Below are 16,224 nucleotides of genomic sequence, written 5' to 3'. Positions count from 1 at the left end.
GCCGCTCATGTCGCGCTGGAATCCTCCGTTGCGCGCATTGCTGGCCGGCGCCTGCTGCCTTGGCGGCTGCGCGCGCCTGGGGCCGGATTTCCAGCCGCAGCATGAACCCTGGACGCAGCAGTGGCACAGCCCGGCGCTTGAGCAGGCGACCTGGCAGCGGGCCCAGCCCGACATCCGCGAGTGGTGGCAGGTCTTTGCCGACCCGACCCTCGAACGCCTGATCGCCGAAGCCGACGCACACAATGCCAGCCTGCGGATTGCCGGCCTGCGCGTGATGGAAGCGCGCGCCCAACTGGGCATTGCCCAGAGCGGGCGCTTTCCGCAACTGCAGCAGGCCAGTGCCGATGCCCTGTACACGGATCGCCGGCAGGCCGGTGGCCTCAACCCGCAGAATAGCCGCTTCTGGCAATACAGCGCGGGCTTCGACATCGGCTGGGAACTCGATTTCTGGGGCCGCTTCAGCCGCGCCATCGAATCTGCCGACGCCGCCTATTTTGCCGCCCGCGCCAACCGCGACGATGTGCTGGTGCTGCTGCGCGCCCAGGTGGCTGACACCTACTTTGCGCTGCGCACGGCCGAGGCACGGTTGCGCATCGCCCGCGATAACGCGGCGCTGCAAAAGCGCAGCCTTGAAATCACCGAGCGGCTGTTCAAGAGCGGCGAGACCGACGAACTCGACCTGCAGCAAGCGAAGACGCAGTACCTGGGCACCCTGAGCAGCATCCCTGAATTTGAAAGCCAGATCATGCGCACCCGCAATGCCCTGGCGGTGCTGATAGGCCGCCCGCCGGGCCCGTTGCCGGAATTGCCGGAGCTGGCAGGCAAGGAAGGGGTGATTCCACTGATCGATCGCGCGGTACTGCAGGACGTGCCCGCCAGCCTGCTGTTGCGCCGTCCGGATATCCGCGCCGCCGAGCTGCAGATTGCCGCGCAATCGGCGCTGATTGGCGTGGCCGAAGCCGATCTCTATCCGTCGCTGACGCTGCTGGGCAGCATTGTCTGGTCCGCCAGCACGCTGGCCGGCACGCCCAACAGCCTGGCCCTGATCGGCGGCCCCAGCCTGCGCTGGAACGTGTTCGACTACGGCCGCATCAAGAACACCGTGCGCGTGCAGGACGCCCGCCTGCAGCAGCTGATCGTCGCCTACCAGGATGCCGTGCGGCAGGCGGCGCGCGAGGCAGACGATGCCGCCAGTGCCCTGATCAAGGCGCTGGAGCGCGAGCAGATCCTGCGCGACACCGCGCTGGCTGCCAGGCGCTCGCTGACGCTGGCCAACGCGCTCTACCGCGAAGGTTACTCGGACTTCCAGCGCGTACTGGATTCCCAGCGTGCGCTGGCTACCCAGCAGGACACCTACCTGGTCAACCGCAGCAATGCCGTCAGCAACCTGATCGCCTTGTACAAGGCGCTTGGCGGCGGCTGGCACAGCGAGCAGCCACTGGTGGATCCGGCCACCCGTCAGCAGATGCAGCAACGCACCGACTGGGGGACGCTGCTGGATGAGCCAGGCCCGCCGTCCGCCGGTGCCAGCCTCCCTGTGAAGCAGAGGTAGATTCCCCTGAACAAGTGCCGATGAGCGACGCCCCGCAACCCCCCGCAGCCCCAGCGCCCGGCTCACCGCCGCCCGCCGCCGACCCGGCAAGGAAGGGCGTGCGCTGGGTGATCTTGCTGATCGTCATCAGCCTGGTCTGGTACCTGCTGGCCGACCGCCTGACCCCGTACACGCAGCAGGCGCGGGTACAGGCCTTCGTGGTGCCGGTCGCGTCGGAAGTGTCCGGGCGCGTGACCAAGGTGCATGTGCGCAACAACCAGGACGTTGCGGCAGGCACTGTCCTGTTCGAGGTGGATCCCCAGCACTACAGGATCGCCGTGGACCGCGCCCGCGCCGATCTGGAGTCGACACGCCGGCAGATCGGCGCCAGCACTGCGGGCATCGAATCGGCGCAGGCATCGCTGCGCGCAGCACGCGCCAACGAACTCAAGGCGCGCCAGGACAGCGACCGCCTGGAGCGCCTGTACAGCGATGACCCCGGCACCATTTCCCTGCGCCGTCTGGAAGTGGCGCGGGCCAGCCTCGAGCAGGCTGTCAGCCAGGTCGCCGCCGCCAAGGCCGAGGTCCAGCGTGCGCGCGAACAGCAGGGGGGCAGCGAGGAAGAGAACGCCAAGCTGCGCAGCGCCGCCACGGCCCTGGAAAAGGCCGAGCTGGATCTTGCCAATACGCAGGTGCGGGCGCGCGCCGCCGGGCTGGTCACCGACCTGCGCACCGATGTCGGCCAGTTTGCCGCGGCCGGCAGCCCGGTCATGACGTTGATCGCGATCCACGATCTGTGGATCAGCGCGGAGATGACCGAGAACAACCTGGGCCGTGTCGAGCCCGGCACGCCGGTTGCCATCGTGCTGGATGCGCTGCCGGGCAGGATCTTCGAAGGCCGAGTGCGCAGCGTCGGCTTTGGCGTCAACGTCGGCCCGAGCACGCCGCCGGGCAGCTTGCCGACGGTGCAGAACAGCCGGGACTGGCTGCGTCCGGCGCAGCGCTTCCCGGTCGTGGTCGAGTTTGCCCAGGGCGAACTGGCCTCGATGCGCGGTATTCGCGTGGGTGGGCAGGCCGAGGTCATGGCGTTTCCCGCCCAGGGCAACCCGCTCAATCCGCTCGGCCGCGTATTCCTGTACCTGATGAGCTGGCTTTCCTATGTCTACTGACCGCCCGGCGCTGCCGTTGCCCGCGCGCGATCCACGCGCCCAGCGTTCGCTGCGCGTGGCGTGCGGCACCGCGCTGTGCCTGGCGGCCAGCTTCGGCCTGGGCCTGCCGGTCCCCATGCTCGCGCCGGTGCTCGGCGTGTTCCTGCTGGCCAGCGTCAACCAGCCGATGTCAGCCAAGGCCGGGGTGGGCCTGGTGCTGGTCGTGATGCTGACCACCGGCACCGGCCTGCTGCTGATCCCCTTGCTGCGCTACTACCCCGTCAGCGGCGTGCTGATGATCGGCCTGTGCCTGTTCCTCGCCTTTCGCTACGGACTGCGCGGCGGCAACAACCTGGTCTCGACCTTCCTGGTGATCGGCCTGACCATGATCTCGGCGGCGGGCACCTTCGATTTCGGTCTGGCGGTCACGGTCATCGGTGCCCTGGTCAAGGGACTGCTCGTCGCGGTCGTGGTGCTGGCACTTGGCCACTGGCTGTTTCCCGAACCGGCCGGCGCGCAGGCGCCGCCTGCGGCCAAGGCCCTGCCGGATGACCAGGCCGCCTGGATTGCGCTGCGCGCTGCGCTGGTGGTGATGCCGGCCTTCCTGCTGGCGCTGAACGACCCGGCCGCGTACATCCCGATCATCATGAAAGCGGTCAGCCTCGGCCGGCAAAGCTGCACCACCACGGCACGCGGCGCCGGGCGCGAACTGCTTGGCTCGACCTTGTTCGGCGGCGTGCTGGCCATCCTGTTCTGGTGCGCGCTCAGCCTGTTCGTGCATTTGTGGATGTACTTCCTGTGGATGCTGCTGTTCGGCCTGCTGGTGGCGCGCAAGCTGTATGGCCTCAGCCCGTCGCGGTACCCGCCAGGCTTCTGGGTGAACACCCTCGTGACGCTGATCATCCTGCTGGGCCAATCGGTGCAGGACAGCGCGGCCGGAAAGGATGTCTATACCGCCTTCGCCGTGCGCATGGGCCTGTTTATCGGCGTCACGCTGTATGCCTGGCTGATGATCGAGTTGCTCGACCAGCCGCGCAGCGCACGACGGCACGCCAGCTAAAGAGGCCGGTCGTGCTGAGCAACCTGCTGATCGGCCTTCCCGTAATGCTGCTCTGCCTGCTGCTGCAGGCGGTCTTCGTCGCTATCTGCCTGCGCTACTACGTGCGCTTCAAGAACGCCCGGCAAGGCCGCGAATCGCTGGGGCAGGACATCCTGCTGTTGTCGGTCGTGATGATGCTGACGTTGCTCGGCAATTTCGTGCAGATGGCGATCTGGGCCGTGTTGTTCATGCTGCTGGGCGAGTTCGGCGATTTCGCTACGGCGCTCTATCACTCGGGCGTGAACTTTGCCACGCTGGGCTACGGCGATATCGTCATGTCGGAACCCCGGCGCCTGCTGGGGCCGCTCGAGGCGGCCAACGGCATCCTGATGTTCGGCGTCTCCACTTCGGTGATGACCGCGGCGGTGCTGGACGTGATCAAGCACAACCTGGCCAGGCTGCGGCAGAACGAAGGACCATAGGGATGGAGGTGCGCTATTGCAGGCATCAGCTCGGCCACGGGAGATGTCGCGCCCCGGTACAGGTCACATTCCTGGGAGGGTTTTAATATCGGATGCCGAAATTACTAAATTCCCTAATCCCTGAAAGCCGACGATGATCTCGGGCGGGGTTCGGGCAATCGATGTATCCCGACCTCTGCGAAAACTGGCCCGTTGCAGACGACCATCAGGCCGGCTGCACTCGCCATCCAACTATCCAGGGAGACTCAGATGATTGCGCGACAACTTTCGATTGCCAGCCTGGCGCTGGCGGCTTGCCTCGCCTCCGGATCCATTGGTGCGCAGCAACAGCAACCGCCGATGAATGCCAAGGAAGCCAAGGTGAAATTCTCGGAGAAGTTCAAGGCGGCGGACGCCAATCACGATGGCAAGCTGACCCGTGAGGAGGCGCAGGCGGGTATGCCGGAGGTCTACAAGCAGTTTGACCAGATCGACGCCAAGAAGAAGGGCGAGGTGACTGAGAGGCAGATTGGCGCGTTCTGGGCGGCCAAGGCGAAGCAACGCAGCGCGGCGCAGAATCCGGGTGGGTTGAACTGACCGGGCGCAAGCCTGGCGGACAGAACTAGGCAGCGCGGCGGTGGGGCCAGGCTTGTGCCTGGCCCCACCGCCGCGCTGCGTTTCCGGCTCCGCTCAGGAAATCGTGTAGGTGGTACGTTCCCCGGGGTTGTAGAGGTCCCTGGCCAATTGCAGGATCTGGTCCCGATGATGGTCGAAGGTGGCGAGAAGGGCGGATTCTTCCGCGGCACCCTGGTGGCTCAGGCGCAGAAGAATGTCGTCAGTGACCTGGAATGCCACTTCGCGCGCGTTGTCGTAGCCCCAGAAACAAACGCAGTGCCGCGCCGCATCATAGCTGCGGCTGGGATTGGGAAAGTTCAGTGCCATTGCAGACTCCTGTCCGGTCACGGTACGCCGTGCATGTTGGGCTTGCTGGCGCCAGCCGGTGCTGCCAGCCCTAGTATGCACCCGTTCCCCGCAAGCCGGGCATCTGTCTGCGCTGGCTGCTGCAGCGCATGGCCCGCGTTCTTCGCGAAAGATATTTCTTTTGCCGGCGATTTAGCGCGTATGCTGGGGTTGCCATTATCTCCAGGCAAGCCATTCAGGAGCCCATCATGGCCAAGAGTCAACTACGCAGCAGCCGCGAAGCCAAGAAACCCAAGCAACCGAAGAAGCCATCGGTGCCAGCCTCACCCTTCAGCACGGTCCAGTTGCGCGGGCACGATGAGGTCGCCAAGAAGAAGAAATGACTGAGACCGACAGCGCAGGGATCGTCTGGTCCCTTGTGTTCCTGGCCGTGTTGGTCGGGGTCTACGGCTACATCATCCGGGTGGGCATCCACCACAAGCCGGTGTTCGGCATAGCGAAGCATTCGCTTCGGTACTGGTGGCACCGGCTGGTCCACGTGACCAGGTAAGCCAACGCAACGCCGGCCAATCAGGCCGGTGCGGGCAAGATTTGCGGTTTTGCCGCACAATACAGCCTGCGCGCCGCACAGGAGCACGCTGGATCGATCAGAGGCGAGGGCACTGACCTCGCCCGTCAGCGGGCGGCATTTTGTTGAACATCCTGCAATCCTGTACATGGCCGCCCCACATGCACATTCCACCGCGGATCCCGTCCGCGGCGCGGACACTTCCCTTTCTTCCCGCGATAGCAATCCATCCGGCCGCCTGCCGCTGCTGGCGCTCGGGGTCGGCAGCTTCGGCATCGGCACCGGCGAATTCGTCATCATGGGTTTATTGCCCGATGCCGCCAGCGACCTCGCCATCTCCATCCCGCAAGCCGGCCACCTGATCAGCGCCTATGCGCTGGGCGTGGTCATCGGCGCGCCGCTGCTGGCGGTGCTGGGCGCGCGCTGGCCGCGGCGCAACCTGCTGATCGCGCTGATGGCGGTGTTTGCCGCCGGAAATATTGCCAGCGCGCTGGCGCCTTCCTATCTGTCGATGATGGTGGCGCGCCTGCTCACGGGCTTTCCGCATGGCACGTATTTCGGCGTGGCGGCGCTGGTGGCCGCCAGCCTGGTCCCGCGCGAACGGCGCGCGCAGGCGGTGGGGCTGGTGATGCTGGGCCTGACCACCGCCACGCTGGTGGGCGTGCCGATCGCGGCCACGGTCGGCACCTGGCTGGGCTGGCGCTCGGCCTTCCTGATCGTTGGTGCCCTCGGCGCGCTGACGGCGCTGCTGGTATGGCGCTGGGTGCCGTTCGTGCCGGCCGACCGGCGTGCCAGCCCGCTGCGCGAGCTGTCGGCACTCAAGCACAAGCAGGTGTGGCTGACACTGGGCACCGGCGCGATCGGCTTTGGCGGCATGTTCTCGGTGTTCAGCTATATCAAGCCGACCATGCTGGAGCTGGCGCATATGCCGGCGGCGGGCATCCCGGTGGTGCTGGCCCTGTTCGGCATCGGCACCGTGGCGGGCAACCTTGCCGGCGCGAAGCTTGCCGACAAGGCCTTGATGCCGACCATCGGCGGCGTGCTGGTGTGGGCGGCGCTGGTGCTGGGCGCCTTCACCTTTACCGCATCGCATCCCTGGCTGGGGGCCATCAATGTGCTGCTGGTGGGCACCACTGTGGCACTGGGCCCGGCCTTGCAGATCCGGCTGATGGATGTCGCCGGCGACGCGCAGACGCTGGCCGCGGCCCTCAATCACTCGGCCTTCAACATGGCCAACGCGCTCGGTGCGTGGCTGGGCGGGGTGACCATCGCCGCTGGCTACGGCTGGGAGTCCACCGGCTGGGTGGGCCTGCTGCTGGCGCTGGGCGGCCTGGTGGTCTATGCGTGGTCGATGCTGAGCATGGGCGGGGCGCCCGCCGCGGCGCAGGCGTGATGCAGGCGGACCTGGTCCGCGCACAGGTCCGCAAGGAACAAAAAAAGGGGTGCCCGATGCGGCACCCCTTTTTCATCTGCGTCCCGCTGGCGGGACGGGCTTACTCTGCGTCCGCGACGCTTGCGCCGACCACGTTGAAGCCGCCGTCGACATAGGTGATCTCACCGGTCACGCCGCTGGCCAGGTCGGACAGCAGGAAGGCGGCCACGTTGCCGACTTCTTCGATGGTGACGTTGCGGCGCAGCGGCGCGACGTCTTCGAAGTGGCCGAGCAGTTTGCCGAAGCCCTTGATGCCCGAGGCGGCCAGGGTCTTGATCGGGCCGGCCGAGATGCCGTTGGCGCGGATGCCGCGCGGGCCGACCGACGAGGCCAGGTAGCGCACGCTGGCTTCCAGTGAGGCCTTGGCCAGGCCCATGGTGTTGTAGTTGGGGACCACGCGCTCGGCGCCCAGGTAAGTCAGCGTCAGCAGCGAGGCCTTGTCCGACAGCAGCGGCAGCGCGGCCTTGGCCAGCGCCGGGAAGCTGTAGGCAGAAATGTCATGGGCGATGCGGAAACCTTCGCGCGACAGGCCTTCCAGGAAATCACCGGCGATGGCGTCGCGCGGCGCGAAGCCGATCGAGTGCACGAGCCCGTCGAACTTCTCCCAGCGCTGGCCCAGCGCGGCGAAGGTCGCGGCGATCTGCTCGTCGCTGCCGACGTCGCACTCGAATACCAGGTCGGTGCCGAATTCCTTGGCAAAGTCGCTGATCCGGTCCTTGAACCGTTCGCCGACATAGGTGAAGGCCAGTTCGGCGCCTTCGCGTTTGCACGCCGATGCGATGCCATAGGCGATCGACCGGTTAGAGAGCAAGCCGGTGATCAGGATCCGCTTACCTGCCAGAAATCCCATAAATTCTCCAAGGTGGTGTATCAGGCACGCTTCGTGCGTCCGCCGTGCGGCCGTGCGCGTGCCTTTGCTGTCCTGCGGCCGTTTTTATTGCGCCGCGCAGAGGGAATGTCCGGATGGCTGGCGCCACCCCCGACGCATGTAAAATTGTCTCATACTTGGCCCGGCCGCAGAATGCCGGGCCCCCACAGGTCATAGTGGAGGAATCCAACGGGATGCCTATTCAAGCACGTTGGCCGCTTCAGGCGGCATGGCAGTGCTTCCGGCGGGATGCGGTACTGCGCGGTTGGGTCGCAAGCGGGCTGGCGATGGCGCTGGCGGCGGGGGTCTCTCTCTTATCCAGTCCGGCGCTGGCGGCGCATGGCTTCGCGCTGCACGGGGACCTGAAGTACCAGGCGGATTTCCGGCAATTCGACTATGCCAATCCCAATGCACCCGCCGGCGGCACGCTGACACTCGCCAATCCGGACCGGCGCACCAGTTTCGACAAGTTCAATCCGTTCACGCTGAAGGGCACGTCAGCGCCCGGCCTGAACGCGCTGATGTTCGAGTCGCTGCTGATCAGCAGCGCCGATGAGAGCGCCAGCGCCTATGGCTTGCTCGCCGAGGACATCACGGTGGCGCCGGACGAATTGTCGGTCACGTTCACCATCCGGCCACAGGCGCGCTTCTCCAATGGCGACCCGGTGCTGGCGTCGGATGTCAAATATTCTTATGACATGCTGATGAGCAAGGCCTCGAGCCCGGGCTACCGCAGCATGTGTACCGATGTGAAGGCGGTGATCGTCGCCGGCGAGCGCACGGTGCGCTTCGAATTCAAGCAGCGCAACCGCGAGTTGCCGCTGATCGTCGGCTCGCTGCCGGTGTTCTCGAAGAAATGGACGGCCAAGGTCCCGTTCGAGAAGCTGACCTTCGAGCCACCGGTCACCAGCGGCCCCTACCTGATCGAGCGCTATGACGCCGGCCGCGGCATCATCTTCCAGCGCGACCCGAAGTACTGGGGCAAGGATCTCGCGGTGCGCCGCGGCACCTTCAATTTCGCGCGCGTGGCCTACCGCCTGTACAAGGACGAGACCGCCAAGCTCGAGGCCTTCAAGGCAGGGGAGTTCGACGCCATCGTCGAATACAAGGCCAAGAACTGGGCCAAGAGCTACCAGGGCACCCGTTTTCGCAACGGCGAGCTGCTGAAGACCGAGTTCCCGCACCGCAACGGTGCCGGCATGCAGGGCTTCGTGATGAATATGCGCAAGCCGGTGTTCCAGGACGTGCGCGTGCGCCAGGCCCTGATCCTTGCGCTGGACTTCGAATGGCTGAACCGGCAGTTGTTCTACGGCGCCTACAAGCGGCTGGACAGCTGGTTTTCCAACAGCGAACTGGCCGCCAGCGCCACCTTCGACGGCCGCCCCGGCCAGGGCGAGCTGGCGCTGCTTGAGCCGCTGCGCGCGGAATTGCCGCCAGAGGTGTTCGGCCCGGACGTGGTCCAGCCCAGCACCGCGGCGCCGCGTTCGCTGCGCGACAACCTGCGCGAGGCACGGCGCCTGCTGGCCCAGGCCGGCTGGACCTATACGGATGGCGCGCTGCGCAATGCCAAGGGCGAGACGCTGGTGTTCGAGTTCCTCGACGACGGCGGCGCCATGAGTCGCGTCATCACCACCTATGTGCGCAACCTGGAGAAGCTCGGCATCCAGGTGAACCAGCGCACCACGGACTTTGCGTTGTACCAGAAGCGGCTGGAGGATTTCGACTTCGACATGGTGTCGATCCGCTTCCCGGACTCGCAAAGCCCCGGCAACGAACTGCGCGACCGCTTCTCCAGCGAGGCGGCCGGCACGCCGGGCTCGGACAACCTGTTCGGGCTGAAGTCGCCCGTGGTCGACAAGCTGGTGGATAACGTTCTGCACTCCCATACCCGGCAGGAGCTGGTCACCGCCGGGCGGGCGCTGGACCGGGTGCTGATGCATGGCTACTACATCGTGCCGAACTGGTACAGCGCATCGCACCGGGTGTCATACCGCAAGACGCTGGCCTACCCGGAGCGCCTTCCGTATTACTACACGGCCGAAGGCTGGATCCTGAGCCACTGGTGGCGCACGGACCTGCAGGCGCAGGCGCGCTGACGCGCCCCGCCGCGACCAAGACAAGGAAGAGGACCGGCCGATGCTTGCCTACCTGCTCAAGCGCATTCTGCTGATGATCCCGACGCTGATCGGGGTCATCACGCTGACCTTCGTGGTGATCCAGTTCGTGCCGGGCGGTCCGGTCGAACAGATGATGATGGAACTGAAAGGGCGGGGCGGCGCCGGCGAAGCCAGCGGCGGCGGCGCCGAATACCGCGGGCGCCGCGGCGTCGACCCCGAGAAGATCAAGGAGATCCAGGCCCTGTACGGTTTCGACAAGCCGCCGCTGGAGCGCTACTTCCTGATGCTCAAGCGCTTTGCCCAGTTCGACCTGGGCCAGAGCTATTTCCAGCACCGCAGCGTGTGGGAGCTGGTCAAGTCCAAGCTGCCGGTGTCGGTCAGCCTGGGTTTGTGGACCTTCTTCCTGACCTACCTGATATCGGTGCCGCTGGGCATCTCCAAGGCCATCCGCGCGGGCAGCCGCTTTGACGTGGTGACCAGCATCATCGTGCTGGTGGGTTATGCCATCCCCGGCTTCGTGCTGGGCGTGCTGTTGCTGGTGCTGTTCGGCGGCGGCACCTTCGTGCAGTGGTTCCCGCTGCGCGGGCTGACCTCCGACAACTGGGAGCAGCTCTCGCTGATGGGCAAGGTGATGGACTACCTGTGGCACCTGGTGCTGCCGATCACGGCATCGGTGGTGGGCAGCTTCGCTGTGGTCACCATGCTGACCAAGAATGCCTTCCTCGAGGAAATCCGCAAGCAATACGTGCTGACCGCGCGCGCCAAGGGCCTGGGCGAGCGCCGCGTGCTGTGGAAGCACGTATTCCGCAACGCGCTGATCCCGCTGGTGACGGGTTTTCCGGCCGCGTTCATCGGCGCCTTCTTCACCGGCTCGCTGCTGATCGAAACGCTGTTCTCGCTGGACGGGCTGGGCCTGCTGTCCTATGAGGCGGTGCTGCGGCGCGACTATCCGGTGGTGCTGGGCACGCTCTACCTGTTCACGCTGATCGGGCTGGTCACGCGCCTGATCTCCGATGTCTGCTACGTGCTGGTGGACCCGCGCATCCATTTCGAGGGCTTGCACCGATGAAACTGTTCACGCACGCGGCCCCCAACGGGCTGCCGCATTCGCCCTCGCCGCGCCAGCGCGCCTGGCAGCGCTTTCGCCGCAACCGGCGCGGCTACTGGAGCCTGGTGATCTTCGTGGTCATCTTCGTGCTGAGCCTGGGCGCCGAGCTGCTGTCCAGCAACCGGCCGCTGGTGGTGCACTACAAGGGCGAATGGTATTTCCCCATCGTCAAGGTCTACCCGGAAACCACCTTCGACGGCGATTTCGCCACGCCCGCGGACTATCTCGATCCGTATATCCGCGACCGCATCACCACCAACGGCAACTTCGCGGTGTTCCCGCTGAACCACTATTCGTACGACTCGCTCAACTACTTTGCCAAGGAGCCCAACCCGGCGCCGCCGTCGGCAGAGAACTGGCTGGGCACCGACGACCGCGGCCGCGACATCCTGGCCCGGCTGCTGTACGGCTTCCGCGTGTCGGTGCTGTTCGGCATGGCGCTGACCGTGATCGGGGTGCTGGTGGGCACGCTGACCGGGGCGCTGATGGGCTTCTTCGGCGGGCGCTTCGACCTGTTCTCGCAGCGCGCCATCGAGATCTGGAGCTCGATGCCGGAGCTGTACCTGCTGATCATCTTTGCCTCGATCTTCGAACCCAGCCTGGCGCTGCTGATCATCCTGCTGTCGCTGTTCGGCTGGATGGGCCTGTCCGACTACGTGCGCGCCGAGTTCTATCGCAACCGCTCGCTCGACTACGTCAAGGCCGCGCGCGCGCTGGGCCTGTCCAACGTGCAGATCATGTGGCGCCATATTCTGCCCAACAGCCTGACCCCGGTGATCACCTTCCTGCCGTTCCGCATGAGCGCCGCCATCCTGGCGCTGACCAGCCTGGACTTCCTCGGCATGGGCGTGCCGCCCACCACGCCCAGCCTGGGCGAGCTGCTGGCGCAGGGCAAGGCCAACCTGGATGCGTGGTGGATTTCGCTGTCGACCTTCGCGGTGCTGGTGGTCACGCTGCTGCTGCTGACCTTCATGGGCGACGCGCTGCGCGATGCCTTCGATACCCGCCTGGGCCTGGCGGCGCTGCGCGGCCGGGTCGAGCCCAAGATCCCGGCCGGCGCGCCGACCGGGGCAGCACCGGAGGCCACGCCATGACCGCGGTGTCTCCCGTGATCCAGCCGGCCGTGGCGCCGGCCGCGGCGCCGGCGCCCGGTTCCACGCTGATGTGCGTCGACAAGCTTTCCGTCACCTTCGGCCACGGCGAGCATGCCACCCGTGCCGTGCGCGAAGTCAGCTTCGACCTGCGCGCGGGCGAGCGCTACGCGCTGGTGGGCGAGTCGGGCTCGGGCAAGACCGTGACCGCGCTGGCGATGCTGCGGCTTGTGGAAGACGCCTACTACGACGGCGCGATCCGCTTCGAGGGCAAGGACCTGCTGGCGGTGTCGGACCGCGAGATGCGCGGCATCCGCGGCGCCGAGATCGCGATGATCTTCCAGGAGCCGATGACGGCGCTCAACCCGCTGTACACCATCGGCAACCAGATCGTCGAGACTCTGGCGCTGCACGAGGGCCTGGACCGCCGCGCCGCGCGCGAGCGCGCCATCGCGCTGCTGGAGCGCACCGGCATCAGCGACGCCGCGCACCGCTTCGACAGCTTTCCCCACCAGCTCTCGGGCGGCCAGCGCCAGCGCGCCATGATCGCCATGGCGCTGGCCTGCCGCCCCAAGCTGCTGCTGGCCGACGAGCCGACCACGGCGCTGGACGTGACCATCCGCGCCCAGATCATGGACCTGCTGCGCGACCTGCAGGCCGAGTTCGGCATGGCGGTGATGCTGATCACCCATGACCTCAACCTGGTGCGTTCCTTTGCCCAGCGCGTGGGCGTGATGGAGAAGGGCGTGCTGGTCGAGACCGGCGAGACCGCGCAGGTGTTTGCCGCCCCCCAGCACCCCTACACCCGCAAGCTGATCGACAGCCGCCCCAGGCGCGAGGTGCTGCCGCTGGTGCCGCTGGCGCCGGTGCTGCTGGAGGCGCGCAAGCTGAGCGTCAACTACGCGCGCAAGCGCCGCGGGCTGGCCGGCTGGTTCGGCAAGGACCAGTTCGCGGCGGTCAAGGATGTGGACTTCCAGCTGCGCGAGGGCGAGACCGTCGGCATCGTCGGCGAGTCCGGTTCGGGCAAGACCACGCTGGCGCATACCGTGCTGGCGCTGCAGCGCAAGAGCGGCGGCACCATCCATTTCCTGGGCCGTAGCTTCGACACCGCCACTCGCGACGATCGCCGCCAGTTGCGCGCGCGCATGCAGGTGGTGTTCCAGGACCCATTCGGCTCGCTGGCGCCGCGCATGACCATCGAGCAGATCGTCGGCGAAGGCCTGGCGCTGCACCAGCCCGGGCTGTCGCGCGAGGGCACGCGCCAGCGCGTGATCGAAGCGCTGCGCGAGGTCGGCCTTGACCGCACCGCGCTGGGCCGCTATCCGCATGAATTCTCGGGCGGGCAGCGGCAGCGCATCGCCATTGCCCGGGTGCTGATCCTCAAGCCGCAGATCCTGGTGCTGGACGAGCCCACCTCGGCCCTGGACGTGTCGATCCAGCAGCAGGTGCTGGCGCTGCTGTCCCAGCTGCAGCACAAGTACAACCTCACCTACCTGTTCATCAGCCATGACCTGGCGGTGATCCGTGCCATGGCGCATCGGGTTCTCGTGATGAAGGCGGGGGAGGTGGTCGAGGTCGGCGACACCGAAGCGGTGCTGGGTGCACCCCAGCACCCCTATACGCGCAAGCTGATGGCGGCGGCGCAGGTCGGCGCGGCCTGACCCGGAAGTGTGCGGCGCAGCAGCGCCGCGGCCCCGCCTGGCTAGCATCCGGTTGCTCGGACTAATCCGACAAACAAGATGCGAAATCCCGCCTATATCGTTGATTCGCCAGTCAAATCCGGCGAATTTGTAACGAACTTTGACATGTGAATGACAACCCTTTACCATCCCGCGAGAACTAGTTTTGGGGGTGGTCCGTCCGACGCATTGGATCGTGCACGGCACGTTTGCGGTGCAAGACAGGCCCGGTAAGCCTGGTGCGGATGTTGCATAGGGTTCGCCCCGCAGGTTCACAAGAATTCCTCGCGAAGTTCACGCGAATTTCACAGATACCCAGCCCGCCCCGGACTTGTGCCGGGGCTTGTTTTGGAACGATCAACGGGAGAACCAATGCAGCGATCGGTACTTCATTCCCTGGCGCATGCCGCCGTCGGAATTGCCATTGCCTGCGGTGCGACTGTGTCGAATGGAGTGCTGGCGGATACGGTATTCAAGGATGCCGACGCCCGTATCGATGCCTCGGCCCAGGCCGCGGACTCGCATGCGGAAGGCAAGCGCGGCTTGCTGTCGTCGGTGGTGAATTCCACCAGCAATGTTGCCAGCAAGGCTGGCGACCTGGTCATGAATGCGCTGGGCCTGATTGGCGTGCGTTACCGCTTCGGCGGCAACAGCCCCGAATCCGGCCTGGACTGCAGCGGCTTCGTCCGCTACGTGTTCCAGGACACCTTCGGCTTCATGCTGCCGCGCCGCTCTGTCGAAATCAGTCGTGTCGGCACCACCGTGGCAGCCACCGACCTGCGTCCGGGCGACCTGGTGTTCTTCAACACCATGCGCCAGACCTTCTCGCATGTCGGCATCTATATCGGCGACAACAAGTTCGTGCATGCCCCGTCCACGGGCAGCAAGATCCGTGTCGACGACATGCGTGCGGCTTACTGGGTGACCCGCTACAACGGCGCCCGCCGCATCGAGGATGGCAAGGAGGGCGGTGCCGATGGCCTCGGCGACATGGTCGAGACGCTCAAGCGCTACGACCCCAAGGTCGCCCGCGCATCGCTGTACGGCGGCTGAGGCTTCGGCACGCTTCAAGCAAAAAGGACTGCTGCGGCAGTCCTTTTTGCTTTGGTGGGGCGTGATCTACCGGGCTATTGCGCTGCGACCGTTCCGGCCGGCGTCAGGCGGGCCTGTTCCAGCCGCTGCCGCAGCGTTGCCATCACCGCCGTGGTGGCCTGTTCGCCGGCCAGTATGGCCCGGTTGCGGGCGTTGAAGTCGCTGCCGCCCATATCGGGCAGCTCGGGGCGGATCACCACGTCGGCGCGCGCCAGCGCCACCTTGTTGATCGACTGGCCCATGATCGCGGTGGTCTGCAGCAGCACGCCGCTCTGGCCGGCATTTTTCTGCGCCGACGGGTCGGTCGAGATATTGACCGCGATGACAAAGTCCGCGCCCATGGTGCGCGCGGAATCCACCGGCACCGGCTCGACCAGGCCGCCGTCGACATAGTCGTGCCCCTGGATCGACACCGGCTGGAATACGCCGGGCACGCTGCTCGACGCGCGCACGGCCTGGCCCGTGTTGCCGCGGCGGAACAGGATTTTCTCGCCGCTCTTTAGGTCGGTGGCGACGATGCCCAGCGGCAGCTTCATGGCCTCGATGGTCCGGTTCTGCACCAGCCGGTTGATGTAGTTCTGCAGCGCCTCGCCCTTGAGCCAGCCGCCGAAGCGGGTGCCAAAGGGCAGGGCCCAGTCGGCGATGGCGGCTTCGTCCATGGTCAGCGCCAGCTTGTTCAGCTGGAAGCCATTCAGTCCGCTGGCGTAAAGCGCCGCCACGACCGCGCCGGCGCTGGTGCCGGTGACCAGGTCGGCATGGATGCCTTGCGCTTCGAGCGCCTTGATCACGCCGATATGGGCAAAGCCGCGCGCCGCGCCGCCGCCCAGCGCCAGGCCGATCTTGACGGGCCGCGGCGCGGGCGGTGGGGTGGTGGCGAGCGGCGGCGCGGGACGCGGGCCGAACGAGCAGCCCGCCAGCAGGGCGGCCGCGGAGATGCCGAGGAAATGACGTCGTTGCATGAAGCGGGATCAGTAACCAGGTGGGACCGGCGGATACAGGGATGTGATGCGGGCGCTCCTCCATGGGGGCTGGCATCGCATTGCCTGAATCACCGGCATCACCTCAGACCGGAGCAAGCATAAATGATTCCGTGGGGCGCCGGCACGCCGGGCGGGGCGAGGGATGTGCGTTGGTATAATGCAAGGCCTGCACATACACCAGCCTGCGCG

At 66.4% G+C, this 16,224-nt stretch carries 16 protein-coding genes; 13 read left to right on the top strand and 3 right to left on the bottom strand.

From position 1 onward, the window contains the following. Positions 1 to 7 precede the first annotated feature (7 nt). The 5 genes from RS901_RS18800 to RS901_RS18780 all read left to right on the top strand — a co-directional run bounded on the left by RS901_RS18800 (position 8) and on the right by RS901_RS18780 (position 4,776). Positions 8 to 1,552 carry a TolC family protein gene (locus tag RS901_RS18800; protein WP_316150405.1) on the top strand — a complete coding sequence of 515 codons (1,545 nt, stop codon included), beginning with the start codon at positions 8 to 10 and terminating at the stop codon, positions 1,550 to 1,552. A 20-nt stretch (positions 1,553 to 1,572) separates the two neighbouring features. After that, a complete protein-coding gene (locus tag RS901_RS18795; protein WP_316150403.1) occupies positions 1,573 to 2,700 on the top strand; it encodes an HlyD family secretion protein in 1,128 nt (375 codons plus the stop codon). Then, complete coding sequence (locus RS901_RS18790) at positions 2,690 to 3,739, top strand: DUF2955 domain-containing protein (RefSeq protein ID WP_316150401.1); 1,050 nt, start codon at positions 2,690 to 2,692, stop codon at positions 3,737 to 3,739. Before RS901_RS18795 ends, RS901_RS18790 begins: the two co-directional genes overlap by 11 nt. An 11-nt stretch (positions 3,740 to 3,750) precedes the next feature. Further along, entirely contained in the window at positions 3,751 to 4,200 is a 450-nt protein-coding gene (locus RS901_RS18785) for a potassium channel family protein (RefSeq protein WP_316150399.1), read from the top strand. Between the two features lie 249 nt (positions 4,201 to 4,449). Continuing rightward, a complete protein-coding gene (locus RS901_RS18780; protein WP_316150398.1) occupies positions 4,450 to 4,776 on the top strand; it encodes an EF-hand domain-containing protein in 327 nt (108 codons plus the stop codon). A gap of 93 nt (positions 4,777 to 4,869) precedes the next feature. Here RS901_RS18780 and RS901_RS18775 read toward each other — a convergent pair whose 3' ends face one another. Continuing rightward, positions 4,870 to 5,121, bottom strand: coding sequence for a DUF1488 domain-containing protein (locus tag RS901_RS18775; RefSeq protein ID WP_018309283.1), 252 nt, complete (start codon positions 5,119 to 5,121; stop codon positions 4,870 to 4,872). Positions 5,122 to 5,348: 227 nt separating this feature from the next. Here RS901_RS18775 and RS901_RS18770 point away from each other — a divergent pair, with 227 nt between their 5' ends. The 3 genes from RS901_RS18770 (at position 5,349) to RS901_RS18760 (ending at position 7,061) form a co-directional block, all read left to right on the top strand. Next, on the top strand, positions 5,349 to 5,483 hold the full coding sequence (locus RS901_RS18770) for a hypothetical protein (RefSeq protein ID WP_316150397.1): 135 nt from the start codon (positions 5,349 to 5,351) through the stop codon (positions 5,481 to 5,483). Continuing rightward, entirely contained in the window at positions 5,480 to 5,650 is a 171-nt protein-coding gene (locus tag RS901_RS18765; protein WP_316150396.1) for a hypothetical protein, read from the top strand. The genes RS901_RS18770 and RS901_RS18765 overlap by 4 nt, the downstream gene beginning before the upstream one ends. A 166-nt stretch (positions 5,651 to 5,816) precedes the next feature. Further along, positions 5,817 to 7,061, top strand: a complete 1,245-nt coding sequence (locus tag RS901_RS18760) for an MFS transporter (RefSeq protein ID WP_316150395.1) — start codon at positions 5,817 to 5,819, stop codon at positions 7,059 to 7,061. A 100-nt stretch (positions 7,062 to 7,161) separates the two neighbouring features. On the opposite strand, the gene fabI is transcribed toward RS901_RS18760, so the two are convergent. Then, positions 7,162 to 7,950, bottom strand: coding sequence for an enoyl-ACP reductase FabI (gene fabI, locus RS901_RS18755; RefSeq protein ID WP_013957259.1), 789 nt, complete (start codon positions 7,948 to 7,950; stop codon positions 7,162 to 7,164). Between the two features lie 212 nt (positions 7,951 to 8,162). Between fabI and RS901_RS18750 the strand changes: the two genes are divergently transcribed. The 5 genes from RS901_RS18750 to RS901_RS18730 all read left to right on the top strand — a co-directional run bounded on the left by RS901_RS18750 (position 8,163) and on the right by RS901_RS18730 (position 15,016). Beyond that, the gene (locus RS901_RS18750) at positions 8,163 to 10,064 is read left to right on the top strand and encodes an extracellular solute-binding protein (protein WP_316150394.1); all 1,902 of its coding nucleotides are present in this window, start codon (positions 8,163 to 8,165) and stop codon (positions 10,062 to 10,064) included. A 40-nt stretch (positions 10,065 to 10,104) separates the two neighbouring features. After that, positions 10,105 to 11,154, top strand: coding sequence for a microcin C ABC transporter permease YejB (locus RS901_RS18745; protein ID WP_010814276.1), 1,050 nt, complete (start codon positions 10,105 to 10,107; stop codon positions 11,152 to 11,154). Beyond that, complete coding sequence (locus RS901_RS18740) at positions 11,151 to 12,287, top strand: ABC transporter permease (RefSeq protein ID WP_013957256.1); 1,137 nt, start codon at positions 11,151 to 11,153, stop codon at positions 12,285 to 12,287. The genes RS901_RS18745 and RS901_RS18740 overlap by 4 nt, the downstream gene beginning before the upstream one ends. After that, a complete protein-coding gene (locus tag RS901_RS18735; RefSeq protein WP_316150391.1) occupies positions 12,284 to 13,945 on the top strand; it encodes an ABC transporter ATP-binding protein in 1,662 nt (553 codons plus the stop codon). Before RS901_RS18740 ends, RS901_RS18735 begins: the two co-directional genes overlap by 4 nt. A 390-nt stretch (positions 13,946 to 14,335) precedes the next feature. Next, positions 14,336 to 15,016 (top strand): C40 family peptidase, encoded by a 681-nt coding sequence (locus tag RS901_RS18730; protein WP_316150389.1) that lies wholly within the window; start codon positions 14,336 to 14,338, stop codon positions 15,014 to 15,016. Positions 15,017 to 15,090: 74 nt separating this feature from the next. On the opposite strand, the gene RS901_RS18725 is transcribed toward RS901_RS18730, so the two are convergent. After that, the gene (locus RS901_RS18725; RefSeq protein ID WP_316150386.1) at positions 15,091 to 16,014 is read right to left on the bottom strand and encodes a patatin-like phospholipase family protein; all 924 of its coding nucleotides are present in this window, start codon (positions 16,012 to 16,014) and stop codon (positions 15,091 to 15,093) included. Positions 16,015 to 16,224: the final 210 nt, after the last annotated feature.

Source organism: Cupriavidus sp. BIC8F (genome assembly GCF_032465815.1).
In the GTDB taxonomy this organism is placed as follows: domain Bacteria; phylum Pseudomonadota; class Gammaproteobacteria; order Burkholderiales; family Burkholderiaceae; genus Cupriavidus; species Cupriavidus necator.
The sequence above is the reverse complement of the archived record's forward strand: the minus strand, read 5'-3'. Positions and strand labels throughout refer to the sequence as shown.